Genomic DNA, 26,212 nt, shown 5'->3' with positions numbered 1-26,212 from the left:
GGTCGGAACAGTGAAGCTCAAGACCCTGCTCGTTGCTGCTCTCATCACTGCTGTTGCCGCCGGTTGTGGTGGCACCGGCGCTGCTTCCACTGCCGGAGGTGGCGCGAAGACCGTTACTGTCTACACCGCCGACGGCCTGGCCGATTGGTACAAGACCCGCTTCGAGGCGTTCACCGCGAAGACCGGGATCAAGGTCCAGACCGTCGAGGCCGGCTCCGGCGAGGTCGTCTCCCGGCTGGCCAAGGAGAAGTCGAATCCGCAGGCCGATGTCGTCGTGACCCTGCCGCCGTTCATTCAGAAGGCGTCGAAGGACGGGCTGCTGCAGAAATACGCCGTACCGGGTAGTGAGCACGTGAAGAGCGTGAAATCGGACGACTACGTTGCGGTCGCGGACAACTATCTGTGCTTCATCGCGAACAAGCAGGCCGGTACGCCGAAGTCGTTCGAGGAACTGCTGGATGCGCGGTTCAAGGGGAAGTTGCAGTACTCGACTCCGGGTCAGGCCGGTGACGGAACCGCCGTACTGCTGCTGTTGCAGCACCTGATGGGTAAGCAGGGTGCGCTGGACTATCTGCGCAAGCTGGAGGCGAACAACGTCGGGCCGTCGGCGTCGACCGGGAAGCTGCAGCCGAAGGTCAGCAAGGGGGAGCTGTTGGTTGCCAACGGCGACGTTCAGATGAACCTCTCCTCGATCAGTGTCGACAAATCTGCATTCGAGGTTTTCTTTCCGGCCGGTGCTGATGGCAAGAAGGCCACGATTGCGCTGCCGTATGTGATGGGGCTCGCGACTGGTGCGCCGAATGTTGATGGTGGCAAGCAGTTGATGGAGTACCTGCTGACCACGGAAGCCCAGCAGACACTGGCAAGTGACGCCTTCGGTCTGCCGGCCCGGTCGGATGTCAAGCCGAACGACGCCAACTTCCAGGCCGTGCAGCAGTCGATGACGGGTGTCGAGGCATGGTCGCCGGACTGGAACGCCGTACTGGCCGACCTGGACGCCGACGTCGCCGCGTACACGAAGGCAGTGCAGGGATGACCGTCCAGCTGGATGACGTCTCGGTGCACTTCGGCCGGACGCTTGCGCTGGAAGGGCTCAGCCTGACGGTCGCGGCCGGCGAAACGGTCGCGTTGCTGGGGCCCTCGGGTTCGGGGAAGTCGACCGCGCTGAAGGCTGTGGCTGGTTTCGTCCGGCCGAGCAGTGGGCGGATTCGGCTGGCCGGTCAGGACGTCACGGATCTCCCGCCGGCCAAGCGGGGGATCGGGGTTGTCGTTCAGCAATACGCGCTGTTTCCGCATTTAAGAGTTTCCGACAACGTGGCCTTCGGCTTGCGAGCTGCTCGCACGCCCAAGGGCGAGGTCACGAGGCGCGTCGCGGAGATGCTCGAGATGGTCGGTATGACGTCCTTCGCGAAGCGGTTCCCGCGGGAGCTGTCGGGCGGGCAGCAGCAGCGGGTCGCGATCGCGCGGGCGCTGGCGATTCAGCCGAAAGTGTTGCTGCTCGACGAGCCCTTGGCTGCTTTGGATGCGCAACTGCGCGCCGACATGCTGGGCGAATTGCAGAAGCTCCGGCGCGAGGTGCCGGACGTGGCGATCGTCTATGTCACGCACGATCAGTCCGAGGCGCTCGCGCTGGCGGACCGGATCGCGGTGATGCGTGATGCGCGCCTGGTCGACATCGCCCCGGCCGCGCAGCTCTACGCGACCCCGCCGTCGGCGTTCACCGCGTCATTCCTCGGTGGCGCCAACTTGCTGCCGGTCGAGACGTTTGGCGACGGCGTCAAGGTCGCCGGCCATGTGCTGCCAGGAGTGCGGGCGACGCCGGGCAAGGAGCTGCTCTGCATCCGTCCGCATGCGATTCGGCTTGGCGATGCAGGGGTTCCGGTCCGTGTGATCGCGACGCAGTGGCGTGGGTCGTCCAATCAGCTGACGTGCACGGTCGACGGGCTGCCCGAGGTGTCGGTGCGGATCGATCTGCCGGCTGACCTTCAGGTCCCGGCACTCGGTGCGCAGGTGTCGATGGTGCTGCCGGCCGAGGCTTGCAGTCTGGTTCCCGCGGAGCGCCGCTGATGGCCGTCGAAGCCCTGACCGCAACGGTTGCTGTTAGCAATCAATCGCGGGGTGAGCGCCGGTGGCTGTGGCTCGTTCCGCCGCTGCTGCTGATTGCGGTGCTCGTTGTCTACCCGTTGGTGCTGGTCGCCGCCGAGTCGGCGCCGGCGTGGGGTGAGGTCCTCGGGTCGGTCGAGTTCCGCGATGCGTTGGTGCGGACCGTGCAGGTCGCGGTCTGCTCGACGATCGGTTGCCTGCTGGTCGGAACGTTCCTCGCGGTGGTGATCAGCTTCGTCCCGTTCCCCGGCGCGCGGCTCGTCGCCAGCCTGGTCGACACGATGCTCGCGTTGCCGTCGTTCCTGGTCGCGCTGTCCTTCACCTTCATCTACGGTACGGCGGGCATCCTGCGGACCGGAGGTTTCCTCACCACCCCATGGGCTGTCGTCCTGGCCGAGATCACCTTCTACACCCCGTTCGTGATGCGGCCGTTGCTGGCGGCAATGAGTCGGTTGCCGCGGGCCCAGTTGGATGTCGCCGCGAGTCTCGGTGCCGGGCCATGGCGGGTACTGCGCCAGGTTGTGCTGCCGGAGGTTCGGCCGGCGATGGTTGCCGGTGGCAGCTTGACGCTGCTGCTCACGCTGAACGAATTCGGCATCGTGCTGTTCCTCGGCGCGAAAGGCACGACCACCTTGCCGATGCTCGTCCACACCAAGGGCATCGTGATGTTCGAGTATCCGGCCGCGTGTGCGATCGCCGTCGTACAGATCGTGCTGTCGCTGGGGCTCTATGCCTTGCTGCGTAAGGCGTTAGGAGGAGGTCGTCGTGCTCGTCTGGACTAAGCCTGGTAAGGCACTCACGTGGACGGCGTTCGCGCTGGTGTTCGGCGTACTCGTGCTGGCGCCGTTCATCGTGGTGATCGCGGCCGCGTTCGCCGGCACCTGGAACGGCGTACTGCCGTCGAACCCAACCGTCGGACATCTGCAGGAAGCCCTGTCGGGTGACGAGCTCGCCTCGTTGTCGGTCAGCTTGCAGACCGCGTTCCTCGGCGGACTACTCGCCGTCGTCGTCGGCACCTGGGGAGCACTCGCCGCCCACGGCGCACCCGGCCCGGTCGCGCGAGTCGCCGATGCACTCCACCACCTACCGATCGCCGTACCGTCGGTTGTTGTCGGTCTCGGTCTGCTGGTCGCGTTCTCTCGGCAGCCGATCCTGCTCAACGGCACCAAGTGGATCGTCGTGATCGCGCACCTCGTCCTCATGGTCGCCTTCAGCTACGGAACCGTCGCCGCCGCCCTGCAACGCGTAGACCCCTCGTACGCCGATGTCGCCGCGTCCCTCGGTGCATCGCCAGCAAGGGTGTTGTGGCAGGTCCGCCTCCCCATGCTCCGCCCCGCCATCGCCTCCGCCGCCGGTCTCTCGGTGGCACTCTCCATGGGCGAAGTCGGCGCCACGATCATGGTCTACCCCGCCTCCTGGCGAACCGTCCCCGTCAGCATCTTCGCGTTGAGCGACCGCGGCCAGACCTTCACCGCCGCCGCCGAAGCCCTAGTACTCCTAACAGCCACGGTCCTGGTTGTCTTCACCCTCGATCGGCTGCGGGGGCGAGCAGTAGAGCAGTGAGCCGCTCGACCTCAGGATCCCAGCCCAGCTGGTGATTGGCCGCGTCCTCGGCGTTCGCGAAGCCGGTGTGGCTGAGCACCATCAAGGTGCCGTCGGCAACCTCGGACAGGTCGACCTGCACGTGGGTCGGCTCGTCCGAGCTGCCGTCCCAGGCCCAGCTGAAGGCCAGGCGATGCGGCGGCTCCACCTCGAGATAGCTACCTCGCACGACGTGCGGCCCCATCTCGACGACGTACTCGCCGCCTACCTGGACGTCGGCCTGCACCTTCAGCTCCAGCTGCGGATTCGGGCAGTACCACTGCATCAGCAGCTCGGCCCGGGTCCACGCGTCGTACACCCTCCCGATCGTTGCCGATAGCACCCTTTCGATCCGGATCTCAGACTCCATCGTGGTCCCCTCGCAAAAGTTCTTCCAGTCGATCGACAGTGCTGTTCCAGTACGCCGTGGTGTCATCGAGCCAGCGCTCCATCTCGGACAACGCCTCAGGCCGCAGCGTGCAAACGACCGTCCGCCCGACTCGCCGCCGCGTCACCAGCCCGGCCTCGACGAGCACCCCGACATGTTTGGTCATCGCCGGCGGTGTGATCCGGTGCGGCTCTGCCAGTTCGCCCATGGTCGCCTCGCCGCGGCTCAGCCGCCCGACGATCGCCAGCCGGGTCGGATCGGCGAGGGCTCCGAAGGTGGTGGTCAGCACGAGCAACACTTCACCAAATGGTGAAGTGACTTGTCAAGACCGTAAACTAGACGACCTCGCCCGGCCCGACTCCGCGCATCTCGCGTTCGGCCACGGCATCCGCCACTGCCTGGGCGCTCCGCTGGCCCGGCTTGAGGGGCGGATCGCGTTCGAGATGATCTTCGACCGCTTCCCGAACCTGCGCCTGGCAGATCCGGCCGAAGAGCCGGACCGCCCGCCGGGCTTCCTGCTCAACGGCATCCAGGCGCTGCCTGTTCTGCTGTGAACACCGGGTGAACCGCGGCCGAATCACAGCGATGGGATTGTGAGTCGCTTGACCTGACCTGGCATCCTGGGCCGGGTGACCGACATCCTGGAAATGGCACGGCACCTGCTGGGCTTGGCTATGGCCTCGCACTGGCTGCTGCTGGTGCTGTTCCTGGCTGCGGCGATCGACGCGGTCTTCCCGATCATCCCGAGCGAGGGCATGGTCGTCACGGCCGGTATGGCCGCGGCCGCCGGTCATCAGAACCTGGTGCTCGTGATCCTGGTCGCGATGGTCGGATCCGTCATCGGCGAGATCGCCTGCTACCTGATGGGACGCGGTTCCGGCCCCCGGCTGCATCGCTGGATGAAGCGCCAGGAGCGCAGACAGCGGCTCTACGAGAAGGTCTCGACCGCGCTGCACAAGCGCGGCGGCCTGATCCTGGTGACGGTTCGCTACATCCCCGGCGCCCGGATGGTCGCGACGCTCACCGCGGGCGCAACCCGGTACTCGTTCAAGAAGTTCGTCGTCTTCACCTTCGCCGGTGTGACGATCGCCTACACGTACGTCGCTCTGATCGGTTACCTCGGTGGTGACGCCTTCGAGCACGACTCGCTCAAGGCGCTCGCGTTCAGCCTCGGGATGGCGTTCGTGATCGGCCTGGTCATCGAGACGTCGCGCCGGATCGCCAATCGGCGCCGCGCAGCGAAGATCACAGCGGCCTAACAGCCCCGGCCGGGATTGCGCGTCACCGCGTGTCCCAGCCCAACCTCCTGCGTGGTCCGTGCGTCAGTAGAGGTGTGGTGAGGCCCGCAGTAAATCTCGCTGCCGCCGCGGTAGTCGTCGCGGCGGTGGTGGTCGGATGTGCCGATGTCGCTCCCAACGGGCAGGCGGCGCCGAGTCAACCGACCGCGACTCCAACGCCAACGCCAACTCCTACGGTGACGCCGTCGGCGACTCCAAGCGCGACGCCGACTCCGACCCCCACACCCACGCAGACCCCCACACCCACGCCTTCTGGTCCGCCGGGTGTCGCAGCCGCTCCGGTGACACGGTCGTTCCCGGCGAAGCTGTCCAACGGCAAACCGCCACTCTTCCTGGTCGTCTCCTTCGACGGCGCAGGCGACCTCGCCCTCTGGCACCACTGGCGGACCGTGGCCGACAAGGTCGACGCCCGGATGACGTTCTTCCTCTCCGGCCCCTACCTCTACCCGGCCGCCCACCGCACCGACTACAAACCCCCACTGCACAACCCCGGCGCGTCAGACATCGGCTGGAGCACGCCAACCACAGTGCTCGCCCGTACGACGATCCTGCGCGAGGCGATCGCGGAGGGCCACGAGATCGGTACCCACGTCAACGGCCACTTCTGCGGCCCGAAGGGTGTCGGCGAATGGACCACGGCCCAATGGACTGCCGAGCTGAACGCGTTCGACCAGATGGTTCGCACCGGCCCGAGTCTCGCGGCTGACAAGACGGTTGATGCGCCGTTCGACCCTGCCACGGTCAAGGGCATGCGGACCCCGTGTCTAGAGGGCAACAGAGCGGCGTACCGGCGGGCGATGGGGTACCGCGGCATGCTGTACGACGCCTCGGCGACCGGCTACCTCAAGTGGCCGACGAAGGTCGACGGGCTGTGGAACTTCCCGCTGCAGGATGTCGTGCTTGCGGGGACGACCAAGAACACGCTGACGATGGACTACAACCTCTGGTACGCCCAGACCAAGGCGAAGAAGGCGCCGGTCGCGCAGGTGCCGCAACTGCGGGCGCAGGTGCTGGCGACGTACCGGCAGGTTCTTGCGCGGTCGCGCGCCAAGGGCAACCCGCCGCTGTTCCTCGGCAACCACTTCAACCGCTGGAACAACAGCGTCTACTCCGACGCGCTCACCACGTTCGTGACCGAGACGTGCAAGCAGCCTGACGTCCGGTGTGTGAGCAACATCGAGCTGGCGACCTGGCTGGCGAAGTACAGGCCTGCTTAGAACGCGGCGTAACCAGTCGCGTTCTGCCAGCTATCGCCCTGCTTGATGCGGCTGACGACCAGCCGCTGCAGGCTGGTGTCCTGCGGGAACTCGTCCAGACGGCTCAGATCGTGACTGCGGAACGTGAAGAAGATCGCGCTGTCCTGGCTGTCGACAGGCGTCCCGTACGGCGTGAATCGGCGGCCGAAGCGGACCATGTTCGACGCGGGCGGCAGGTTGTCGAGCAGGTAGGGATCGAGCAGCCACGAGTTGAGCGTCATGGTCTTGATCGGGCACTCCGGGAAGTACCGCGGAAAGAATTCGCGGGCCTGCGCGAGACTCGCGTCGACGAGCTCGGGCGTGAGCGGACCCGATTCCGGGATGTGCACGCCGACCACCCATTCGCCGGGCTCAGTCCCGGGGACGGGCTTCTCCGCAGTGACTTGGTAGAGCATGTACTGCAGCCGGCCGAGGGCGTAGATCTGCCCGGCCCAATGGATCGTCAACCACCAGTGCGTCGCCAGCCCGTACTTGCCATGCGTACGGCGGCTGACGCCGACCTGCAGGCCGAGATCAGCCAGTGTGGCCCAGCTGATGTCGTCGGGGATGCCGCGCTCGTGGTGATACTTCCGGATGTCTGGGACGGTCTCCAGCAGCGCTGCAACGGTGTTGCGGGTGTCCTCCGGCATCTGGAGCTCCGGCTCGGTGCCCTGATGCCCGACTCCCGCGCGCAGTTGCTTGACGAGATCCTCGACCGCCGCCGGATCCGCCACGAACTTCTCGGCGTCCTCACGGTCTTCGTCGGAGAAACCCAGCGCGTGGTAATCGTCAACAGAAGTCACGCCGCAACCGTAACCGATGTACTGACTTACTCCGCAGCAGTATCAATGTGGTGAGCAAGCACCAGATCGTCCTCGGTGATGCCACCGGCATCGTGGCTGGTGACCCGGAAGGTGATCTTCGTGTAGCGGATGTCGATGTCCGGGTGGTGGTTTGTCGCCTCGGCCAACTGCGCGACCGTCGCGACCAGCCGGATGCCGTCCAGGAACGTGTCCCGCTCGACCGTCCGCACCAGCGTCTTGTCCACGGCCTTCCAATGCGGGATCAGGTCGCGGAGTGCGAGATCGATCTGGTCGTCCGTGAGCAGCTCAGCCATGCCGTCACTCTAGACCTTCTGACGGACACGCCCTGCCGTGAAGAGCGCGAGGGTGGCGATCACCGCTCCGGCGCTCACGATCACGCCGAAGACCCACGGCTGCGGGTCTTCGGCCTTCAGCGCGAGCAGAGTGCCGGTGATGGCGACAACGGCGGCGATGCTCATCGCCGGGGCCATCTGGGAGGCGCCCGCGTTGCGGCCGGAATTGGTGGCGTCGGACAAGTCCAGGGTCAGTACCGACACACTCGACCAGGTCAGACCCATGCCGATGCTTGCGATCGCCCAGCCGGCCAGGCCGAACCACACGCTGGTGTCGGTCCAGGCGAGCAGCGACGTGACCGCGATCCCGACCACCAGCAGTGTCAGACCGGTCCGCAGCACGGTGACGGGCTGGAAACCGTGCTGACGTCCGTACAACCACGAACCCAGCGCCCAGAACACCCCGGTCACCGACAAGCTCACGCCGGCTCGGGACGGGCTGAAGTTGTGTTGCAGCGTGAGCAGCAACGGCAGGTACACGCCGACCCCGGTGAACGCGGCGCCGCCCAACGCGCGGGTGGCGACCACGGCCGGGAACCCTCGTCCGGCGACGAACACTCCGGGCGGCATCACCTGGACAGCGGCCCCAGCCAGTACGACGAGCGCCACGACCATGACCGTGGTGCCGATGAACCGGTGCGCGCCGACGTGATCACCGGTCAGCGTCAAGGTGAACAGTGCCAGCGAGATCGCGGCCGCCCAGGGGAGCGCCGTACGGGATGCTGTGAGGTCTGCCGCGTGCTCGGCGGTGCGTTCTGGCACGTCGGCGTCCTGCGACTGACGGATCGCCGGCCGGATCAGCAACCAGGTCGGGATCAGCAGGACGACGGCGCCCAGGAACACCCAGCGCCAGCCGAACTGCTCGGTGATCACGCCGGTCAGCAGCGGCCCGAAGATCGACGGCAGTACCCACATCGCCGAGATCAGCGACATCATCCGCGGGCGCAGGACGACGGGCAGCGCGCGGGCCACCAGCACGATCAGTGAGACGTCGAGCAGGCCCTCGGCGATCCCGCTCAGCACCCGCCCGGCGATCACCATCGGCATCGCGACGGCGAACCCGATCAGCAACTGCGCCAGGCCGAACACGATGGCGCCGAGTCTGAGCGTGCGGACCGGGCCGTGCCGATCCGACCACAGCCCGGCAACCGCAATGGAGAACACGAAACTCGCGTTCGGGGCGGCATTGGCCAGCCCGAAACTGCCGAGCGCGTCGAATTCGCGCACCATCGTCGGCAACGCCGTACCGACTGCTCGGTTCTCCAGTGCGCTCAGCGTGACCAGACCGATCACGCCGAGCGCCAGCGGCAGATGCCGGCCGCTGAACAGACGAGGGGCGGCGGTGGCTGTGGTCATCCACCCATTCTGGGAGTTCAAGCGGACTTGAGGGCAACTTCGGCCAGGATGTCGACTGTCGGCTCCGGATCGAGAATGAACCCGGCATGGCTGATGTCGAGGCTGTGCACGGTGTACGGGTTGTCCGGGGTGAGCTCGTCACCCTCGCGAATCAGCCGGTCCTGGGCGGCGATCGGCATCGCCAGGTCTTTGGTCAGCCGGATGTAGGTGCGCGGGATCGTGCCCCAGGTCGCAGCCTCGGCGCGGGCGTCGCCCATCATCACCTGCAGCGACTCGTCCGGCTGCATCGTGTTGAGGAACGCCCGGAACTGCTCGTCGGTCGCCTCAGCCAGTACGGCGGCCTTGAGCGTATCGATCAGGGTCTTGTCGGCGGTCCGGTAGTTCGCTCGGGGTGCGCCGATCACCTCCGCGTCGCCGACCGCGAGCCCGGTCAGCTGCGGCAGCAGGCTCTCGTCGAACTCAGGCCCGGAGTACTCGATCGGGTTCCGCTCCGAGACCGGCGCCCACGCGGAGATGTAGACGAGGTGATCGATGAGCTCTGGCGCCTGGTTGGCCAGCTTGGTGACGGTGACGCCGCCGAGACTCGCCGCGACCAGGACAACCGGCCCAAGCTCGGCCAGGCGCCGTACGGCGGGGAGCATGCTGCCCACGTTGTCCTGCAGGGTGACCGTGGCCAGCGTGGAAGGCTCGGTCGCCAAGGCGTCGAGGTCCTGCGGGGAGTAGTAGGAGACCGGGTACTGCGCCTCGAAGCCGTGACCCGGCAGGTCCACCGCGTACGACCGCAGTCCGCGCAGGGCGAGCTCGCGCTGGATCGTCGTCCAGAAGAACGAGTTGCTGCCAGAGCCGTGGACGAGGACATAGGTCGGTGTACTCATGGCCGCTATTTTGGCACGGGCGAGTTTTTACCGCACCCGATTTTCGTGGCCCCCGATCCCCATTTGATGGGCTGACCCACGGGAGTGTGGGTGGGCTAGCCGCATGCAGCTAGCCCACCCACAACGCGGTGGGCCGGCCCATCAAATGCCGAGAACGCGGGGGCGGCGGGGCGGGTTAGGCGGAGCGAGTCTTGTCGGGGATTCGGAAGATGAGGACCAGGACGCGGAGGACCAGGACTGCGCAGATCACCAGGAGGTTGTAGGCGAACAGTTGGTAGAGGGTGATGTTCGGGCTGACCTTCGGGCCGCCGTCGATGCCGAGCAGGAGCACGGCCATCAGGCCCGCGGTCGCGCCGAGGACTGCAAGGAGGACCTGGTGCAGGAGGCCGGTCAGGTGCTGGCGGTCGCGTTCGTCGGCCAGCAAGCGGACGTTGAGGCCGAGTCTTCCGCTCTCGGCCGCTGCTGCGATCCGGTCGATCCGGCGGGGGAGCCTCCTGAGCATCGGGAGGATGGATGCCAGCTCCTCGGTCGCCGTACGGCGTAGTGCTTCCGGCGTCAGCCGATCGGTGACGTGCGCCGAGGCGAACTGGCGGGATGCGGCGACCAGGTCGAATCCGGGGGAGATGCGGCTGATCGTGCCCTCGACCGTGGCGAGCGCGCGGAACACCGCGGCAACCTCCGGTGGGACGCCGAGCTCATGCGAGGTGATGATCTTGAACAGGTCGTTGAACATCGCGGGGCCGATCGCGACCGCCCCGGTCAGGTGCCGCGTCATGAACTGCCCGACCGCGCGCTCGAGCCCGCGCTCGTCGATGACGTCCGGCCGGTCGACAATCTCCAGCAACGCATCAGTGGCGCCGACCGGATCGCCGTGGTCGATCGCCAGCAGGAAGCGCTGCAGCGCTTCCCGCGTTGCCGGGTCAAGGCGGCCGACCGAGCCGAGGTCGAGCATGCCGATCCGGCCGTCGTGGAGCAGCAGAAAGTTGCCCGGGTGCGGGTCGGCGTGGAACACCCCGTCGATCGCGACCTGGCCGAGCAGGCAGTCGAACAGCGTGCGTCCCAGCTGGACCGCGTCGAGGCCGCGCTCCGCGATCGCGGGAGCCGCCCCGCCGAGACCGATCCCGTCGAGCCGCTGCATGGTGAGGACGCGCTGGGTGGACAGCTTTTGGTAGAGCTCCGGTACGACGATGTCATTGCTTGCGGCAACGGATTGGCCGGCTGCGACCGCGGCCATGTTGCCGGCCTCGACGGTGAAGTCGAGCTCCTCACGCATCGCCTCCGCAAACCCGTCAGCCAGCGCGCGGACGCCCATCGAGCGACCCCAGTCGGTGTTCCGCTCCAGCAGGCGGGCGAGGCGGCGGACGATGTCGAGGTCACGATCCACCAGGCTCGCGATGCCTGGCCGCTGCACTTTCACCACAACTTGTGGTGCCTCGGGAGTCCGCAGCGTCGCGGTGTAGACCTGAGCAACGCTGGCCGCGGCAAGCGGTTCGGTACCAAAATCGGCGTACACCTGGTTGGGCGGTGCCCCAAGCTCCTCGGTCAGCACCTGCTCGATCTCGCTCCACGGTGCCGCGGTGACCTGATCCTGCAGCCGGCTGAGCTCATCGGCCACCGACAACGGAATGATGTCGCTCCGCGTACTCAACACCTGGCCCAGCTTGACGAAGGTGACGCCGGCTTCATCCAGCGCGAGCCGCAGCGACCGCGCCAACTCCGCCTGGCCGGCCGCAGTCTCCCGACCGGGCCTCCTCCGGCCGCGGAGATACGGGCCGAGGCCGTGCTTGATCGCAATCCGCAGAATCTGCAGATACCGGCGCGTCCTTGCGATCCGGCCGGCGAGGTCTCGCCTGAGATCCCGTGCCCTAGGCAACGACCCTGTCGGCACCAGTGCCTCCGACAACACCAGAAACACCAGCCCGACCAACGTCGCACACAACGTCGACAGCGCCACGAACGCAATCGCCGCCGAGTTGGACCCGGTGAACGGCAACGGCCCCACCATCGCATTGGCGATCGGATTGAACGTCGACAACGTCAAAGCCGCCGCCACCGCCAACCGCACCAGCCCGAACCGCACCCCCAGCAGCCGCTGCGCCACCGGAATAAAGATCACTACGAACACAACCAGGCTCAACAACCCAGCGAGCGCAACATCCATGCTGCGAACCCTAGGCCCGCCCGGCGTCCACGGACGTCACCCACACGGGTGAGTCACCCCGTACCGCCCCAGGAGCCTCCGCACGCGGCCCATCGCCCGCCACCTTCGCGTACCCGCACCTACTACAGGCGCGCTCACCTACTTTGAGCCCCCACCAGTCATTCCGTAGCCGGGTCGGTGACTGACCCGTGCTCAAGGCGCGGCCGCCGGCTCTCCGATGCCCGCGGTGTCCAATGGGGCAGGTAGAGTTAAGGCTCAAGACCCCGGAACGGTCCCTGGTAGCTCCTCGGAGCAGGCCAAACCGCCGGGGTTCTGCTTTGTGAGTCCGACGGTTACCTGCAGCGGTAGAAGAGCTGGGTCAGTCGTCGAGCCTGCGGATCTCAGCGATCTTCGTTTCATCGCGAGCAGGCAAAACGTTAGTGCGGGCACCGCAAGACGTCCAATCCGGGCACTCCCCGGCCGGGCTGCATCCGCCGCGCTTTGTGGACGCCTACTGCCACCTAGTGGCAGCAACTCACCACAAAGCGGCCAACCCCAGTCCTCGCCACATTTCCTGCTTCGGGCAACCACCTAGGGCGCAACAACAGGAGAACGCGCCGGAGGCGCCAAAAGGGTATCGCCGCCGGAGGCGGTGTCCTTTGGGTGCGTGCACAACGAAAACAAGCGCCCGACCGCGGAAGCGGTCGGGCGCTCGTCAGCGAACTGTCAGACGCGGCGGCGGATCTTGTTGCCTAGCCAGACGATGGGGTCGTACTTGCGGTCGGCGACGCGTTCCTTCATCGGGATCAGCGCGTTGTCGGTGATCTTGATGTGTTCGGGGCAGACCTCGGCGCAGCACTTGGTGATGTTGCAGAAGCCGAGGCCGTGGTCCTCCTGGGCGGACTTCTGACGGTCGGCGGCGTCGAGGGGGTGCATGTCGAGCTCGGCGATCCGCATCAGGAAGCGGGGGCCGGAGAAGGCCTCCTTGTTCTCCTCGTGGTCACGGATGACGTGGCAGGTGTCCTGGCACAGGAAGCACTCGATGCACTTGCGGAACTCCTGCGAGCGCTCGACGTCGATCTGCTGCATCCGGTACTCACCGGGCTTCAGGTCGGCCGGGGGCTTGAACGCGGGGACCTCGCGGGCCTTCTGGTAGTTGAAGGACACGTCGGTGACGAGGTCCTTGATCACCGGGAAGGTTCGCATCGGGGTGACCGTGACGGTCTCGGATTCCTCGAAGGTGTTCATCCGGCACATGCACAGCAGCTTCGGCATGCCGTTGATCTCGGCGCTGCAGGAGCCGCACTTGCCGGCCTTGCAGTTCCAGCGGACCGCCATGTCGGGGGTCTGCGTCGCCTGGAGGCGGTGGATGACGTCGAGGACGACCTCGCCCTCGTTCACCTCGACCTCGTAGTCCTTCAGCTCACCGCCGTCGGCGTCACCACGCCAAACCCGGAACTTGGCCAGGTAACTCATACGGGCAGCTCCTCTTCGGTGAGGTACTTCGCGAGTTCGGAGCGCTCGAACAGCTCGAGCAGGTCCTCGCGCATCGGGATCTGGTCCTTCTTGACCACGGTGACGCCGTCGCCGTCGCCCTCGAGCGAGCAGACCAGCAGCAGCTTGCGCCAGTCGGCGTTCATGCCGGGGAAGTCGTCACGGGTATGACCGCCGCGGGACTCTTCCCGCAGCAGGGCGGCCTTCGCGACGCACTCCGACACGGTCAGCATGTTGCGCAGATCGAGCGCGAGGTGCCAGCCGGGGTTGAACTGCCGGTGGCCCTCGACCGTCATCTTCGCGATCCGGCCGCGGAACTCGACCAGTCGCGCCAGCGCCTGCTCGATCTCGTCGGCCTTGCGGATGATGCCGACCAGGTCGTTCATCGACTGCTGCAGTTCCTGGTGGATCGTGTACGGGTTCTCCCCGCCCTCGAGCTCGAACGGCGCGAGGGCCTCGGCCGCTGCAGCGTCGATATCGGCCTCGGCGATCTGAGGCCGGTTCTCGCCGAGCGACTCGACGTACATCGCCGCACCGGCTCCGGCGCGGCGGCCGAAGACGAGCAGGTCGGACAGCGAGTTGCCGCCGAGGCGGTTGGAGCCGTGCATTCCGCCGGCCACTTCACCGGCGGCGTACAGGCCCTTGACCGAGGACTGTGCGGTGTCCGGCTCGACCTCGACGCCACCCATCACGTAGTGACAGGTCGGGCCGACCTCCATCGGCTCCGCGGTGATGTCGACGTCCGCCAGCTCCTTGAACTGGTGGTACATCGACGGCAGCCGGCGGGTGATCTCCTCGGCAGGCAGCCGCGAGGAGACGTCGAGGAAGACGCCGCCGTGCGGGGTGCCACGGCCGGCCTTGACCTCGGAGTTGATCGCCCGGGCGACCTCGTCGCGGGGCAGCAGCTCCGGTGGGCGCCGGTTGTTGTCGGCGTCCTTGTACCAGCGGTCGGCCTCTTCCTCGGTCTCCGCGTACTGCGCGCGGAAGACGTCCGGAACGTAGTCGAACATGAACCGCTTGCCTTCGGAGTTCTTCAGTACGCCGCCATCGCCGCGCACCGACTCCGTGACCAGGATCCCCTTCACCGACGGCGGCCAGACCATGCCGGTCGGGTGGAACTGGATGAACTCCATGTTGATCAGCGTCGCGCCGGCCCGCATCGCGAGGGCGTGACCGTCACCGGTGTACTCCCACGAGTTCGAGGTGACCTTGAACGACTTGCCGACACCGCCGGTGGCCAGAATGACCGCGGGGGCGTCGAACAGGATGAACCGGCCGGACTCGCGCCAGTACCCGAAGGCACCGGAGATCGCGTCGCCGTCCTTCAACAGTTCGGTGACGGTGCACTCGGCGTAGACCTTGAGGTTCGCCTCGTAGTCGCCGGTCGCCTCGAAGTCTTCCTGCTGCAGCGAGACGATCTTCTGCTGCAGGGTGCGGATCAGCTCCAGGCCGGTCCGGTCGCCGACGTGCGCGAGCCGCGGGTAGGTGTGACCGCCGAAGTTGCGCTGGCTGATCTTGCCGTCCGGCGTCCGGTCGAACAGGGCGCCGTACGTCTCCAGCTCCCAGACCCGGTCCGGGGCTTCCTGCGCGTGCAGTTCGGCCATCCGCCAGTTGTTCAGGAACTTGCCGCCACGCATCGTGTCGACGTAGTGCGTCTTCCAGTTGTCGTTGGAGTTCGCGTTGCCCATCGCGGCGGCACAGCCGCCCTCGGCCATCACGGTGTGCGCCTTGCCGAACAGCGACTTGCACACGATCGCGGTCCGCTTGCCCTGTTCGCGGGCTTCGATCGCCGCGCGCAGACCGGCGCCGCCGGCTCCGATCACGACGACGTCGTAGGTGTGTCGTTCGAGCTCAGTCATAACTCGGGAGTCCTCAGTTCAGGAAGCGCAGGTCGGAGAACCAGCCGGCCGACAGCGCCATGATGTAGAAGTCGGTCAGGATCACGGTGAACAGCGACGCCATCGCGAACGTGCCGTGCTTCGGGTTCAGCTTGGAGACGAAGGTCCAGTACCGGTACCGCAGCGGGTGCTTGGAGAAGTTCTTCAGGCGACCGCCGACGATGTGCCGGCACGCGTGGCACGACAGCGTGTACAGCCAGAGCATCACCAGGTTGATCCAGATGATCAGGGTGCCCAGGCCGATACCGAAACCGCCGTCCTTGCCGTGGAAGGCAAGCACTCCGTCGTAGACGTTCAGGACGCCGAAGACCAGCGCGCCGTAGAAGAAGTAGCGGTGCAGGTTCAGCGCCGTCAGCGGGAACTTGCGCTCACCGTTGTAGGTCTTGTGGGGCTCCGGTACGGCGCACGCTGCCGGGGCGAGCAGCAGCGAACGCCAGCCCGCCTTGCGGTAGTAGTAGCAAGTACCGCGGAAGCCTGCCAGCACGGCGAACGTGATGATGCTGAACGGGACGAAGACCGGGAACTTCGGGAACCAGGTGCCGAGGTGACTCGACCCCGGGACACACGACTCGGTGACGCACGGCGAGTACAGCGGCGTCAGGTAGTGGTGCTCATCCACCCAGTACCACTTGTTCATGAAGATCCGGATCGTCGCGTAGACGACGAAGAAGCCCAGGATCACGCCGATCCGCAGCGGCGCGAGCCACCAGCGATCGGTGCGTGCGGTCTTCAGTCCAACCTGCGCGCGTCCCGGCGAATTGATGCCAGAGTCGGTCGCCATCAGGGTGCACGCCGATCCGGTGCGCCGAAGCCTTCGTGCTCCGCGTCTGTCCACATGGACGCGTCATACTCCACGTCGGGAATCTCCTCGAGGTCCTCCGGAACCGGTCCGGGTCTGTGCCGTGGGTCGGGAGGGCCGAGCTCCGCCAGATCGTCGCTCAGCCGGGCCACGTCCGAGACCAGTCGGCGAACGCCGAGGGTGTCTCCGTATTCCTGGCTTAACTTTCCGACGGCCGCATGCAGTGCTTCGAGCGCGCGGACTACGGGCGCAACGGCGCCGTTGCCTTCACCCATGCCGACTCCAGTGATGGTGTTGTAGCTGTCAGTATGGGCACACTTTGCCGCGCCTCGGCATGCAACGGAAGACCTCTCGCTACGGCGTGTTTTTACTTAGGGTTACCTCAGTTGCCGACGGCCGACGAGTGGAGTAATGGGGTGAATCCGGCCTTCAGGACAACAAGATTCGCCGGTGGGGTGAGCACCTCGGCCTCGATCAGGCCCGGGGGCACGCGCGGGTTTTCGTAACCCTGCCACGACCAGGGCAGCACCTGCCGATCAAGCACCAGTGCGGGGCGTCCGTCGTACCGGATCATTGTGCCGTTGGGGAGCTCGGTCAGCGGGTGCATGGTGGTGCGTTGCCGACGGGTCCTGGGCTCGACGCGTTGACTGTGCAATACGGCGTCCATTGCAGGCGCGCGGGGACGTTCGTCGAGAGCATTGCCTTGCGCCCAAGCCCCGGCGTACCGGAGAAAATCCCGGCGCCGGCAGTAGGCGCAAGGCCGGTGTCCGGCCGCCAGTGCGACCGCTTCATCGAAGAAGAACAAGGCGGTCCAGCGGCCGGTCGGCATTGGATCACGCTGAACGCCCTTCCAGTCAAGGACGCAGCAGATCCAGGCCTTCGATCGCCAGCGGGTGGTGCCGAGGGCGAGATCGGGCCCGTGCAACGTGCCGCGGTTGCCCATCAGGAGGCCGCGGCCCGGATCGGCCACGATCTCCTGAGTGGGAAGAACCCTGTTCTGTAACGGCATACGGATCATCGTGCCGCACGCCGCCGACAGTTTTTCGTTGCCTGTCTGACAGAGTCATTGGTGTGCAGATTGTCGTAGGTGTGGCAGTGGTTCGTGGCGACCGAGTGCTGGCGGCTTATCGGCCAGGGCCGGAGGGTGGCTGGGAGTTCCCGGGCGGCAAGGTCGAGCCGGGCGAGTCCGAGCCCGAGGCGGCGGTTCGCGAGCTCCACGAGGAGCTGGGCATCGAGGTCGAGATCGGTACGTCGCTCGGCCCGGGGGTGGACATCTCGGACAAGTACCGGCTGCACGTGTACCGGGCGTCGATCGTGGCCGGTGAACCGGTCCGCACCGAGCATTCCGAACTCCGCTGGTTTACGGCCGCCGAACTGGTGGAAGAAGACTGGCTGGTCCCCGATCGCCCGTTTGTCAGGCTCCTGCGCAACAAGTTGTAGTGGCGGAAGTCACATTAACGATCAACCGCTCTCCGGAGCCGCAAAGTCACCCTGAGAAAACGGTCCCGGCCGCAACTGTATGGGTCGTTTGTATGGGTTGTACCTGGTGAGTGGTCTACACCGGCGGCGAGAATCCTTCTGCACGCTACTGGGGAGGAGTGAGGAATGTCGGTGTATCAGGTCGTCTCTTCCGTTCGGAGGGAAGACATCGCGTCGGAGGACGTCTGCGAGATCTACGAACTGGGATCGCGGCGCCAGTCGCCGGCCGTGGTCAAGGAGCTGACGAGCCGCCAGATCGCGATCGGGCGGATGCTGTCCACCGGGACGAAGGACGCCGCGATCGCTCGTGAGCTCGGTCTGTCCCTGCGGACCGTCCGGGCCGAGGTCAGTGCCCTGGTGGTCGGCCTCGGCGCCAAGTCCCGCTTCCAGGCGGGTTGTCTGCTGGTCCGTCGCTTCGGCTGAGCCGAACTGACGTGCCCGCGCCCACCGGTACTTCGGACTCCGGTCGGGGCGCGGGCTGCTCGCCGTACCCGGGAATAATTGTCCGGGCCCGGACGTAGTCTCTGAACATGGCTGATCCTCAAGACCGCAGGCTGTTGCTGGTGCACGCCCACCCGGACGACGAGACCATCAACAACGGCGCCACGATGGCGCGCTACGTGAGCGAAGGCGCGCACGTCACGCTGATCACGTGCACCCTTGGTGAAGAGGGAGAGGTCCTGGTCCCGGAGCTGGCCCACCTGGCCGCCGACCAGACCGATCAGCTCGGCGAGCACCGGATCACCGAGCTCGCCGATGCGATGGCCGAGCTCGGCGTCACCGACCACCGCTTTCTCGGCGGACCCGGCAAGTACCGCGACACCGGGATGATCTACAACGACGAGGGCAACGCCGACACCCCGCCGGACACCCGCAAGGACAGCTTCTGGCAGGCCGATCTGACGGCCGCCGCGAACGATCTGGTCCCGATCATCCGTGAGCTCCGGCCGCAGGTCCTGGTCACCTACGACGAGTACGGGAACTACGGTCACCCGGACCACATCAAGGCGCACCGCGTCGCCATGTACGCCGCTGCGCTGGCCGCGGCGCCGTCGTACCGGGAGGATCTGGGCGCGGCCTGGGACATCCCGAAGATCTACTGGACCGCGATCATCGAGTCGTCGATGCGGGCGAGCCTGCGCGAGCTCCGCGCGGCCGGCGACACCACCACCTTCGAGGGGATGGATCCGGAGGGCCCGATGCCGCCGATGATCACCCCGGACCGGTTCATCGACGCGATCGTCGACGGCTCGGCCTATATGGACCGCAAGATGAACGCGATGAAGGCGCACGCCACCCAGATCACCGTGGACGGCCCGTTCTTCGCGCTGTCGAACAACAACGGCAGCTCGATCTTCGGTGACGAGGGCTACCGCCTGGTCAAGGGCACCGCGGCCCCCGGTCCCAAGGGTGTCGAGGACGATCTGTTCGCCGGGGTGGCGTGACCGTCCCCACACGCCTACTTCAGACATCAACCATCAGCCGGGCATAGGCTGCTGAGGTGTCAATGACGCCCGAGCCCAGCGGGATCGTGCCGCCCGGGGAGTTCCGGGCGGCGGTAGGCCAATTCGCGGCGGGCATCCTGATCATGAGCACGCTGCAGGACGGCGTGGCGCACGCGATGACCGCGAATGCGTTCACCTCGGTGTCGCTGGATCCGCCGCTCGTCCTGGTCTGCGTCGACCGCGGCGTGCGGATGCATGACGCCGTACTGGACTGTGGCTACTGGGCGGTGTCGGTGCTGGCTGCGGACCAGCAGCCGCTCGCGGCCCGGTTCGCCAAGTCAGGGCGTGATCTGTACAGCCAGTTCGACGGGGTCGCGATCGAGTCCGCCCCGAAGACCGGCTGCCCGGTGATCGCCGGGGCGCTGTCCTGGCTCGAGTGCCGGACCTGGTCGACCCACGACGGCGGCGACCACACCATCGTGGTCGGCGAGGTGCTCAGCCTGGGCCTTGGCCCGGCCGGCGGCCATGGCCCGCTGATTCACCACGCCAGTAACTACCGGGAGTTGCCCGGAAGCTGAGCGTGCTGACGGCGTCTTTTGGGGCCGGAGGGGCCTGCCCCAAAGGTCAGGGAGGCCTGCCCCGTCCCGTAGTATGTGCGCTTGTGTCCCGAGTGGACGCAGCGTGGCCACGGCTTGAGCAGGAGGACTTAGTCCGGTGGGGAAGAAGCAGCTCGCGGGGATCATTGCCGCGGCAGGACTAGGTGTGCTCGTTGTGGGGTACGGCGCCGCTTTCGCGTTCGCCGGCGCCAAGATTCCCGGTGACACCACCGTGCTCGGCATCCCGCTCGGCGGGTTGTCGGAGACCGACGCGAAGACCAAGCTCGACGCCGGGCTGAAGGAGCGGCTGACCCAGCCGATCAAGTTCAAGGCCGGCGATTCGGCGACGTCGTACTCGGTGGACCCGGTCGAGGCCGGGCTGACCCTCGATGTCGACGCCACCGTCGCGCAGGCCGGCGCGGGCCGCAGCCTTGCCCCGGCCCGGATCTGGCATGCCCTGACCGGCGGTACGGCGGTCGAGCCGGTCGTCGGCCAGAACGAGGCGAAGCTGAAGGCAGCGGTCGAGAAGCTCGCCAAGCAGGTGAACCGCCCGGCCACCGAGGGCACCATTACTTTCACCGGCACCAAGCCGGTCTCGCACAAGCCGGCCGAAGGGCTCGAGCTCGACACCGCCAAGGCGGCCGAGGTCGTCGTCAAGGCCTACCCGGCCGACGGCTCCGCCGAGGACCTGCCGGTTCAGGTGACCAAGCCGCAGGCCGACTCGGACGCGATCAGCAAGGCGATCACCGAGTACGCCGAGCCGGCCGTGGCCGCGCCGGTCAAACTGACCGTCGGCGACAAGTCGGTGTCGCTCAGCCCGTCCGAGTTCGCACCGGCGCTGACCCTGAGTGTCAAGGACGGCAACGTCACGCCCGCGCTGAACGCCAAGCTGCTGGAGCCCTTGTTCCAGAAGCGGTTCAAGACGCTGGAGACGCTGCCGAAGGACGCGACCTTCGAGATCGCGGCCGGTAAGCCGAAGGTCGTCCCGGCCGTCGACGGCATGGTCGTCGACCGCGCCAAGGTGGTTCCGGCGATCCTCGGCGTACTGACGAAGCCGGCCGGTGAGCGCAAGGCGTCGGTCGGCCTGGCCAACACTCCGGCCAAGGTGAAGACCGCGGATGTGCAGGCGCTCGGGATCAAGGAAGTGATGGGTCAGTTCAAGACCGTCTTCCCGCACGCGTCGTACCGCAACATCAACATCGGTACGGCGGCGCGCAAGATCAACGGCACGCTGCTGAAGCCGAACGAGATGTTCAGCCTGAACAAGATCGTCGGCGAGCGGACCAAGGAGAACGGCTTCACCGAGGGCAACATCATCAGCGGCGGTGTCTTCAAGCTGGACCTCGGCGGTGGCGTCTCCCAGTCGGCCACGACGACCTTCAACGCGGCGTTCTTCGCCGGGCTCAAGGATGTCGAGCACAAGGCGCACAGCGTCTACATCAACCGCTACCCGATCGGCCGCGAGGCGACCGTGGCCTGGCCGTCGGTGGACCTGAAGTTCCTCAACGACTCCGGTCACGGGATCTACATCCAGACCATCTTCAACGCCTCGACGCCGAGCTCGAGCGGCAGCATCGAGGTGAAGATCTGGGGCACCAAGGTCTGGGACATCACCGCCCGGGCCTCCGGCAAGTCGAACGGCCGCGCACCCGGCCTGGTCTACAACCAGGAGGCGGGCTGCCGTCCGCAGGCACCGACCGCCGGCTTCGACATCACGATCTTCCGGGACTTCGCGAAGAACGGCGCCAAGGTGAAGACCGAGCAGTTCACCACGAAGTACAACGCGGCCGACGACATCCGCTGCGGCCCGAAGCCGGGGACCGAGACGCCCAACGGTCCTGGCAGCCCCACCGACACCGAAACGCCCCGCAAGCCCAGCTGACGCCGGCTAGCTTCTGTGGAGGGTGTGGAGCTCGGCAGCGACCTGGTTGAACAGGTCCTCGCCGATCACCGCACCCTCTCGCCGTACCTGGGCCGGGTCAACGCGTAGGACGCGGTCCAGCCGTACTTCGCTGTTACGGCCCTCGCGGTCCCAGGCACCCTTGCCGACATCCATCCAGACCCGGCCCCAGCGGGCCTCGTCAGCGGCGTCGCGGTCGTGGTCCTTGCTGGTCAGGATCAGCGCGAGCAGGTACTGCTCGTCCGAGCCGACGACGAGCACAGGCCGGTCCTTACCGCGGTGGTGGTCCTCCTCGAACGGGACCCACGTCCAGACCACTTCACCCGGATCGGCCACTCCGTCGTCCGGATGCGGCGTGTACGCCACGTGCACAGTGCCTTCGAAATCCCCCGGGTATTCCGGCCGCTCGACCGCGTCATCCGCCATACCGCCCGAGCCTACTGGGACGGACTGACCAGATACCGGTAGCGATACGCCTCGACATACCCGAGCCGCTCGTACGCCGTCACGGCCGGCAGATTGCTCTCCAAGACCTCCACATACGTCCGCCGCCCGCCCTGAGAGCCCGCCCAGCGCGCCAGAGCCTGTACGACGGCAGTGGCCAGCCCGTTGCCCCGATGATCCGGCAGAACCCGTACGGCGTCGATTCCGAGCCAGTGACCGGTCATCGAGCCCCGGCCAACCGCGGCCGGCCAGCCGTCGACCGAGATCGTCGCGAAGACCGCCTTCGGAGCGCCTTCCAGCACGATCCGCGCCGGCGCGGGAACCGGTCCCTCGAAAGCAACGCCGTACCAGCTGTCGTCAGGACGCTCGGCGAGCTGGACTTCGTACGGCGGGAGCGCGTTCACGTGGTCGAGCGTCGTGTGCATGACCAGTACGTCGGAACGTCCGGGGTGGGCGTCGATCCAGCCCTGCTCCTGGAGTTGCTCAGCGGCCGGGCTGCCGAGGCGGATGGGGGCCAGATGTGGGGTCTCGGCCGCCGGGCGACCCGGCGCGGTGGTGAGGAAGAGCTGCTCGACGTCGACCGAACGCAGCGGCATCTCCGGGATCGGCTTCGACGCGGTGATCGCGGAAAGCTCGATCCGGTGGCTGCTGGAGTCGGCGTGGCGGACGGTCAGATGGTCCTCCGCGCGCTCCTCGAGGACTCCGATGACGTCGGTTAGGCCACCCTCAATTCGGTGCCGGACCACGACACGGTGGCCGATATCACGGGTCCCAAGGCCTGACACGATCCGGACTCCTGGCACAGTGGGAGAGTATTACCCCGATACTAGAGACTCTTGCACCACCGCATCGCAGCAACCCAGGGACCGCCGCTGCGCTTGCCTGCCATAGGAGGAGTAAGCCGTGACCTACGTCATCGCGCAGCCGTGTGTTGACCTGAAGGACCTCGCGTGTGTCGAGGAGTGCCCCGTCGACTGCATCTACGAGGGCAACCGGATGCTCTACATCCACCCCGACGAATGTGTGGACTGCGGAGCGTGCGAGCCGGTCTGTCCGGTCGAAGCCATCTACTACGAGGACGACACCCCGGAGCAGTGGAAGGACTACTACACCGCGAACGTCGACTTCTTCACCGATCTCGGCTCGCCCGGTGGCGCGTCCAAGATGGGCAAGATCGACAAGGACCACCAGTTCATCGCGGCTCTGCCCCTGCAGATCCACGAAGAGCACTGAGGCCTGAGTACTGACAGGGTGGGGTGCTGAGGGCACCCCGCCCTGACTCAGAATTCGCCCTTGGCCTCTGCCTGGGCGAGGGCCTGCTCGCGGGCCAGCCGGAAGCCGATGCCGCACAGCGCGGCTCCCGGGAAGCCGATCACGGCGATGATGAGCACCGAGCGGATCCCGATCTCCTGGAGCGCGTCGCCGTCGAAACCGGCCGACCAGCCGTCCATCGCCGAGACCAGGCCGACGGTCAGGGCGATTCCGATCAGGCCGTAGCCGAGGATGATCAGCAGCCGGCCGAAGCGGTCGCGGAAGCCGCGCTTGCGGGCACCGCGCCACAGATAGCGGCCGAAGGTGAAGATCAGGCCGCCCCACATCCCGATCAGCAGGTTGCCGACGATCGGGACGAGATCGTCGATGGATGAATTGGGTCCGACGGCCGCGACGGCCGCGAAGGACCGCACGACGCCGTACAGAAGCAGGGCCAGGCCTGCCACGATCAACACGAGTCCGGCCAGGTTGAACAAGACGTTCGGCCGGTGCTGCACCCCCTGATTGGTCATATACTCAGGGTGAGCGAAATCCTTCAGACAGTCTTCAGGTCACTGCTCATCATTGTTCGAGAACATCGACATGCACGTGGTCGAGGTGGCGCAGGATCTTCGGGTCGCCGGCTCGCTCCGGCGGGGTGTAGTCGCGCCAGCCGCTGTCCGAGCGGCCGCCGGCCGTCCAGATCTTGTCGCTGAAGATGATCGTCTGGATGTTCAGCATCTTGGCCCGGGCGACCAAGTACTGCGCCATGGCCCAGCCCTTGGTGGTGTTGGCGGCGCTGATCGGCCGGACGAACACGTCGACGGCCCGGCCCTCGTAGTGCGCCGATCCCTCCATGTGCCCGGTCGACACACCCTCCGGCGCATAACCACCGGTGGAAAGCTTCCCGAACGTCGCCAGCAGATCCCGCCGTACGGCGTCTGCTCGGGGCGTCAGCCCGTTCTTGCCGGTTGTCTGGGCAGGGACATCGCCCGGGTTCACGACACAGCTGAAGACTGCCTTCGAGTTGCCGGTGAACGCGGAGGCGAGCACGCGGGCATCGGCCTCGTGGTCCGCGTAGGCGTTCGGAAAGGCACTGCGCTGGACCCGGTCGGCCGCGACGGTCACCGGGAGCGTTTGGTAGTTCTTGATCTTCACCAGCGCGTCGTAGAACTTCCCGGCCGCGTAGTGCGGATCCTGCACCTGCTTCGCCGTGCCCCAGCCCTGCGACGGGCGCTGCTGGAACAACCCGAGCGAATCCCGGTCGCCGTGCTTGACGTTGCGCAGGCCCGACTCCTGGTACGCCGTCGCGAGCGCGATCGTCACCGCCCGGCCCGGCAGCCCACGCCGTACGGCGACGCCCGCGATGATGGCCGCAGACTCGGCCTGCTCCAGCTCGAGCTCGACCGTGGCGCCGTTGACGGTGGCTGTGCACTGCTCCGGCGGTGGCAGCAGTGGACCGAGACTCTTCCCGCCGATCCAGGCCACAGCTCCGCCGATGACGACGGCGAGCGCCGCGATGGAGCCCACCGCGACGAGCGCGCCTCGTTTCACCGACATACCGCTCCCAACGCGTGGGAGCGGCGGTCTGGTTCCTGACGTTGGGTCACGAAGCTATTGACGTGCGAAACCTGCTGCCGGTTGGCGTGATTCCCCAAGCGCGCGGTGTCAATGATCACGCGTTCGCGTGGAGGGCCTCGTTGAGCGTGATGCCCTCACCCTTGCGCGGCTTGGCCTCGACCGCACCGGTGACCGAGTTGCGGATGAACAGCAGCCCCGGCTGACCAGACAGGTCGCGCGCCTTGACGACGTTGCCGTCCGGCAGGGTGACCTTGGTGCCGGCCGTCACGTAGAGCCCCGCCTCGACTACACAGTCGTCGCCGAGCGAGATCCCGGTGCCGCCGTTCGCGCCGAGCAGGCAGCGCTTGCCGATCGAGACAACCTGCTTCCCGCCGCCCGACAACGTGCCCATGATCGAAGCGCCCGCCCCGATGTCGCTCCCGTCGTCAACCACGACCCCGGCGACGATCCGGCCCTCGACCATCGACGTACCGAGGGTTCCGGCGTTGAAGTTCACGAACCCCTCGTGCATGACGGTCGTGCCCTCGGCCAGGTGCGCACCCAGCCGAACCCGGTCCGCATCCCCGATCCGGACCCCACTCGGTACGACGTAGTCCGTCATCCGGGGGAACTTGTCGACGCTCGTCACGCTCAGGTGCTGGCCGGCTGCCCGGGCCCGCAGCCGCACGTGCTCGATCTCCTCCACCGGAACCGGCCCGACCGACGTCCACGCGTTGTTCGGCAGCGCGCCGAAAATCCCGTCCAGGTTCACGCCGTGCGGCTTTACCAGCCGATGCGAGAGAAGGTGCAACCGCAGATACGCATCCGCAGTCCCCTCCGGCGCCTCGTCCAGCGCGATCTGCGTGCTCACGACCTCCCGTCGTACCCGCCGCAGCTCGTCGTGCCCCTCGGCCGCCACCAACTCAGCCGGCGCCTTGACCCCCTCGGGCCGCTCGCCCAGCTCCGGCGCCGGATACCAAACATCCAGCACCGCCCCACCGTCGGTCACAGTCGCAAGGCCAAAGCCCCAGGCGTGGTTCACGTTCGTCATAGGCACAGCCTGCCAGATAGGGGAAAGGCGGATCGCCCCCACTCACAGTGAGAATGGTTGGCGTGGTCCCGCAGCGGTCTTCCTGACTCACCCACTCACTGACTTCGGGTCTTCAATTGGATCTGTCGGTCGACTCGCTGCGGGACCACGTCTGCACCCACCC

30 protein-coding genes are annotated in these 26,212 nt (G+C 66.8%); 13 read left to right on the top strand and 17 right to left on the bottom strand.

All coding sequences use genetic code 11. From position 1 onward, the window contains the following. The first annotated feature begins 10 nt into the window (after positions 1-10). From E1263_RS26900 to E1263_RS26885, 4 genes are read left to right on the top strand one after another with little or no spacing between them, the layout of a single operon-like run. On the top strand, positions 11-1,036 hold the full coding sequence (locus E1263_RS26900; RefSeq protein WP_132172223.1) for a 2-aminoethylphosphonate ABC transporter substrate-binding protein: 1,026 nt from the start codon (positions 11-13) through the stop codon (positions 1,034-1,036). After that, positions 1,033-2,067 (top strand): ABC transporter ATP-binding protein, encoded by a 1,035-nt coding sequence (locus E1263_RS26895; protein ID WP_132172221.1) that lies wholly within the window; start codon positions 1,033-1,035, stop codon positions 2,065-2,067. The genes E1263_RS26900 and E1263_RS26895 overlap by 4 nt, the downstream gene beginning before the upstream one ends. Further along, positions 2,067-2,885, top strand: a complete 819-nt coding sequence (locus E1263_RS26890; protein ID WP_132172219.1) for a 2-aminoethylphosphonate ABC transporter permease subunit — start codon at positions 2,067-2,069, stop codon at positions 2,883-2,885. The genes E1263_RS26895 and E1263_RS26890 overlap by 1 nt, the downstream gene beginning before the upstream one ends. Beyond that, positions 2,869-3,666, top strand: a complete 798-nt coding sequence (locus E1263_RS26885; protein WP_132172217.1) for an ABC transporter permease — start codon at positions 2,869-2,871, stop codon at positions 3,664-3,666. Before E1263_RS26890 ends, E1263_RS26885 begins: the two co-directional genes overlap by 17 nt. Here E1263_RS26885 and E1263_RS26880 read toward each other — a convergent pair. Both E1263_RS26880 and E1263_RS26875 read right to left on the bottom strand, forming a co-directional pair. After that, on the bottom strand, positions 3,626-4,054 hold the full coding sequence (locus tag E1263_RS26880; protein WP_132172215.1) for an SRPBCC family protein: 429 nt from the start codon (positions 4,052-4,054) through the stop codon (positions 3,626-3,628). The genes E1263_RS26885 and E1263_RS26880 overlap by 41 nt on opposite strands. Continuing rightward, positions 4,044-4,370: an ArsR/SmtB family transcription factor gene (locus E1263_RS26875; RefSeq protein ID WP_238161571.1), complete on the bottom strand. Its 327-nt coding sequence runs from the start codon at positions 4,368-4,370 to the stop codon at positions 4,044-4,046. Before E1263_RS26875 ends, E1263_RS26880 begins: the two co-directional genes overlap by 11 nt. Positions 4,371-4,386: 16 nt before the next feature. Here E1263_RS26875 and E1263_RS43795 point away from each other — a divergent pair, with 16 nt between their 5' ends. The 3 genes from E1263_RS43795 to E1263_RS26860 all read left to right on the top strand — a co-directional run bounded on the left by E1263_RS43795 (position 4,387) and on the right by E1263_RS26860 (position 6,587). Further along, entirely contained in the window at positions 4,387-4,626 is a 240-nt protein-coding gene (locus tag E1263_RS43795) for a cytochrome P450 (RefSeq protein ID WP_272949696.1), read from the top strand. Positions 4,627-4,701: 75 nt separating this feature from the next. After that, positions 4,702-5,331, top strand: coding sequence for a DedA family protein (locus E1263_RS26865; protein WP_132172209.1), 630 nt, complete (start codon positions 4,702-4,704; stop codon positions 5,329-5,331). Between the two features lie 320 nt (positions 5,332-5,651). Beyond that, a complete protein-coding gene (locus E1263_RS26860) occupies positions 5,652-6,587 on the top strand; it encodes a polysaccharide deacetylase family protein (RefSeq protein ID WP_132172207.1) in 936 nt (311 codons plus the stop codon). Here E1263_RS26860 and E1263_RS26855 read toward each other — a convergent pair. The 10 genes from E1263_RS26855 to E1263_RS26810 form a co-directional block, all read right to left on the bottom strand. Then, positions 6,584-7,408, bottom strand: a complete 825-nt coding sequence (locus tag E1263_RS26855) for an acyltransferase domain-containing protein (RefSeq protein WP_132172205.1) — start codon at positions 7,406-7,408, stop codon at positions 6,584-6,586. The genes E1263_RS26860 and E1263_RS26855 overlap by 4 nt on opposite strands. 26 nt (positions 7,409-7,434) lie before the next feature. Then, positions 7,435-7,722 carry a 4a-hydroxytetrahydrobiopterin dehydratase gene (locus E1263_RS26850; protein ID WP_132172203.1) on the bottom strand — a complete coding sequence of 96 codons (288 nt, stop codon included), beginning with the start codon at positions 7,720-7,722 and terminating at the stop codon, positions 7,435-7,437. A gap of 9 nt (positions 7,723-7,731) precedes the next feature. Beyond that, the gene (locus tag E1263_RS26845) at positions 7,732-9,117 is read right to left on the bottom strand and encodes an MFS transporter (RefSeq protein ID WP_132172201.1); all 1,386 of its coding nucleotides are present in this window, start codon (positions 9,115-9,117) and stop codon (positions 7,732-7,734) included. Positions 9,118-9,134: 17 nt separating this feature from the next. Beyond that, on the bottom strand, positions 9,135-9,992 hold the full coding sequence (locus E1263_RS26840) for an alpha/beta hydrolase (RefSeq protein WP_132172199.1): 858 nt from the start codon (positions 9,990-9,992) through the stop codon (positions 9,135-9,137). Between the two features lie 175 nt (positions 9,993-10,167). Further along, entirely contained in the window at positions 10,168-12,153 is a 1,986-nt protein-coding gene (locus E1263_RS26835) for an ABC1 kinase family protein (RefSeq protein WP_132172197.1), read from the bottom strand. A 705-nt stretch (positions 12,154-12,858) separates the two neighbouring features. Continuing rightward, a complete protein-coding gene (locus E1263_RS26830) occupies positions 12,859-13,608 on the bottom strand; it encodes a succinate dehydrogenase/fumarate reductase iron-sulfur subunit (RefSeq protein ID WP_132172195.1) in 750 nt (249 codons plus the stop codon). Then, positions 13,605-15,485, bottom strand: coding sequence for a fumarate reductase/succinate dehydrogenase flavoprotein subunit (locus tag E1263_RS26825; protein ID WP_132172193.1), 1,881 nt, complete (start codon positions 15,483-15,485; stop codon positions 13,605-13,607). The genes E1263_RS26830 and E1263_RS26825 overlap by 4 nt, the downstream gene beginning before the upstream one ends. 13 nt (positions 15,486-15,498) lie before the next feature. Beyond that, positions 15,499-16,305 (bottom strand): hypothetical protein, encoded by an 807-nt coding sequence (locus E1263_RS26820; protein WP_132172191.1) that lies wholly within the window; start codon positions 16,303-16,305, stop codon positions 15,499-15,501. Continuing rightward, a complete protein-coding gene (locus E1263_RS26815; protein WP_132172189.1) occupies positions 16,305-16,598 on the bottom strand; it encodes a hypothetical protein in 294 nt (97 codons plus the stop codon). The genes E1263_RS26820 and E1263_RS26815 overlap by 1 nt, the downstream gene beginning before the upstream one ends. Before the next feature lie 107 nt (positions 16,599-16,705). Then, on the bottom strand, positions 16,706-17,332 hold the full coding sequence (locus E1263_RS26810; RefSeq protein ID WP_132172187.1) for a hypothetical protein: 627 nt from the start codon (positions 17,330-17,332) through the stop codon (positions 16,706-16,708). Positions 17,333-17,394: 62 nt separating this feature from the next. Here E1263_RS26810 and E1263_RS26805 point away from each other — a divergent pair, with 62 nt between their 5' ends. The 5 genes from E1263_RS26805 (at position 17,395) to E1263_RS26785 (ending at position 21,725) form a co-directional block, all read left to right on the top strand. Next, complete coding sequence (locus tag E1263_RS26805; protein ID WP_272949695.1) at positions 17,395-17,763, top strand: (deoxy)nucleoside triphosphate pyrophosphohydrolase; 369 nt, start codon at positions 17,395-17,397, stop codon at positions 17,761-17,763. Positions 17,764-17,928: 165 nt separating this feature from the next. Further along, positions 17,929-18,225, top strand: a complete 297-nt coding sequence (locus tag E1263_RS26800) for a LuxR C-terminal-related transcriptional regulator (RefSeq protein WP_132172185.1) — start codon at positions 17,929-17,931, stop codon at positions 18,223-18,225. A 107-nt stretch (positions 18,226-18,332) separates the two neighbouring features. Continuing rightward, the gene (gene mshB / locus E1263_RS26795) at positions 18,333-19,247 is read left to right on the top strand and encodes an N-acetyl-1-D-myo-inositol-2-amino-2-deoxy-alpha-D-glucopyranoside deacetylase (RefSeq protein ID WP_132172183.1); all 915 of its coding nucleotides are present in this window, start codon (positions 18,333-18,335) and stop codon (positions 19,245-19,247) included. A 62-nt stretch (positions 19,248-19,309) separates the two neighbouring features. Next, complete coding sequence (locus E1263_RS26790) at positions 19,310-19,825, top strand: flavin reductase family protein (protein ID WP_132172241.1); 516 nt, start codon at positions 19,310-19,312, stop codon at positions 19,823-19,825. A 136-nt stretch (positions 19,826-19,961) separates the two neighbouring features. After that, positions 19,962-21,725: a VanW family protein gene (locus tag E1263_RS26785; protein ID WP_132172181.1), complete on the top strand. Its 1,764-nt coding sequence runs from the start codon at positions 19,962-19,964 to the stop codon at positions 21,723-21,725. A 6-nt stretch (positions 21,726-21,731) separates the two neighbouring features. On the opposite strand, the gene E1263_RS26780 is transcribed toward E1263_RS26785, so the two are convergent. Both E1263_RS26780 and E1263_RS26775 read right to left on the bottom strand, forming a co-directional pair. Continuing rightward, on the bottom strand, positions 21,732-22,169 hold the full coding sequence (locus tag E1263_RS26780; protein ID WP_132172179.1) for a type II toxin-antitoxin system PemK/MazF family toxin: 438 nt from the start codon (positions 22,167-22,169) through the stop codon (positions 21,732-21,734). A gap of 11 nt (positions 22,170-22,180) precedes the next feature. After that, positions 22,181-22,972 (bottom strand): GNAT family N-acetyltransferase, encoded by a 792-nt coding sequence (locus E1263_RS26775; protein ID WP_238161570.1) that lies wholly within the window; start codon positions 22,970-22,972, stop codon positions 22,181-22,183. A gap of 118 nt (positions 22,973-23,090) precedes the next feature. Between E1263_RS26775 and fdxA the strand changes: the two genes are divergently transcribed. After that, a complete protein-coding gene (gene fdxA, locus E1263_RS26770) occupies positions 23,091-23,420 on the top strand; it encodes a ferredoxin (protein WP_132172177.1) in 330 nt (109 codons plus the stop codon). Between the two features lie 47 nt (positions 23,421-23,467). Here fdxA and E1263_RS26765 read toward each other — a convergent pair whose 3' ends face one another. From E1263_RS26765 to dapD, 3 genes are all read right to left on the bottom strand, one after another. After that, a complete protein-coding gene (locus tag E1263_RS26765) occupies positions 23,468-23,971 on the bottom strand; it encodes a hypothetical protein (RefSeq protein ID WP_132172175.1) in 504 nt (167 codons plus the stop codon). A gap of 49 nt (positions 23,972-24,020) precedes the next feature. Beyond that, entirely contained in the window at positions 24,021-24,998 is a 978-nt protein-coding gene (locus E1263_RS26760) for a VldE C-terminal domain-containing protein (RefSeq protein ID WP_132172173.1), read from the bottom strand. Between the two features lie 115 nt (positions 24,999-25,113). Further along, positions 25,114-26,049, bottom strand: a complete 936-nt coding sequence (gene dapD, locus E1263_RS26755) for a 2,3,4,5-tetrahydropyridine-2,6-dicarboxylate N-succinyltransferase (RefSeq protein ID WP_132172171.1) — start codon at positions 26,047-26,049, stop codon at positions 25,114-25,116. Positions 26,050-26,212 lie beyond the last annotated feature (163 nt).

Origin of the sequence: Kribbella antibiotica, from assembly GCF_004349055.1 — a bacterium.
In the GTDB taxonomy this organism is placed as follows: Bacteria; Actinomycetota; Actinomycetes; order Propionibacteriales; family Kribbellaceae; genus Kribbella; species Kribbella antibiotica.
Note: the sequence above shows the minus strand (reverse complement) of the source record. Positions and strands in the feature narration are given on the sequence as shown.

Bases quoted from the DNA above. Each gene is read 5' to 3' on its own strand.
- E1263_RS26760 (WP_132172173.1), bottom strand. From the start codon at position 24,998: ATGTCGGTGAAACGAGGCGCGCTCGTCGCGGTGGGCTCCATCGCGGCG.
- E1263_RS26895 (WP_132172221.1), top strand. From the start codon at position 1,033: ATGACCGTCCAGCTGGATGACGTCTCGGTGCACTTCGGCCGGACGCTT.
- E1263_RS26880 (WP_132172215.1), bottom strand. From the start codon at position 4,054: ATGGAGTCTGAGATCCGGATCGAAAGGGTGCTATCGGCAACGATCGGG.
- E1263_RS26800 (WP_132172185.1), top strand. From the start codon at position 17,929: ATGTCGGTGTATCAGGTCGTCTCTTCCGTTCGGAGGGAAGACATCGCG.
- E1263_RS26840 (WP_132172199.1), bottom strand. From the start codon at position 9,992: ATGAGTACACCGACCTATGTCCTCGTCCACGGCTCTGGCAGCAACTCG.
- E1263_RS26820 (WP_132172191.1), bottom strand. From the start codon at position 16,305: ATGGCGACCGACTCTGGCATCAATTCGCCGGGACGCGCGCAGGTTGGA.
- E1263_RS26845 (WP_132172201.1), bottom strand. From the start codon at position 9,117: ATGACCACAGCCACCGCCGCCCCTCGTCTGTTCAGCGGCCGGCATCTG.
- E1263_RS26765 (WP_132172175.1), bottom strand. From the start codon at position 23,971: ATGACCAATCAGGGGGTGCAGCACCGGCCGAACGTCTTGTTCAACCTG.
- E1263_RS26815 (WP_132172189.1), bottom strand. From the start codon at position 16,598: ATGGGTGAAGGCAACGGCGCCGTTGCGCCCGTAGTCCGCGCGCTCGAA.
- E1263_RS26825 (WP_132172193.1), bottom strand. From the start codon at position 15,485: ATGACTGAGCTCGAACGACACACCTACGACGTCGTCGTGATCGGAGCC.
- dapD (WP_132172171.1), bottom strand. From the start codon at position 26,049: ATGACGAACGTGAACCACGCCTGGGGCTTTGGCCTTGCGACTGTGACC.
- E1263_RS26835 (WP_132172197.1), bottom strand. From the start codon at position 12,153: ATGGATGTTGCGCTCGCTGGGTTGTTGAGCCTGGTTGTGTTCGTAGTG.
- E1263_RS26780 (WP_132172179.1), bottom strand. From the start codon at position 22,169: ATGGCGGATGACGCGGTCGAGCGGCCGGAATACCCGGGGGATTTCGAA.
- E1263_RS26830 (WP_132172195.1), bottom strand. From the start codon at position 13,608: ATGAGTTACCTGGCCAAGTTCCGGGTTTGGCGTGGTGACGCCGACGGC.
- E1263_RS26790 (WP_132172241.1), top strand. From the start codon at position 19,310: ATGACGCCCGAGCCCAGCGGGATCGTGCCGCCCGGGGAGTTCCGGGCG.
- E1263_RS26890 (WP_132172219.1), top strand. From the start codon at position 2,067: ATGGCCGTCGAAGCCCTGACCGCAACGGTTGCTGTTAGCAATCAATCG.
- E1263_RS26850 (WP_132172203.1), bottom strand. From the start codon at position 7,722: ATGGCTGAGCTGCTCACGGACGACCAGATCGATCTCGCACTCCGCGAC.
- E1263_RS26810 (WP_132172187.1), bottom strand. From the start codon at position 17,332: ATGCCGTTACAGAACAGGGTTCTTCCCACTCAGGAGATCGTGGCCGAT.
- mshB (WP_132172183.1), top strand. From the start codon at position 18,333: ATGGCTGATCCTCAAGACCGCAGGCTGTTGCTGGTGCACGCCCACCCG.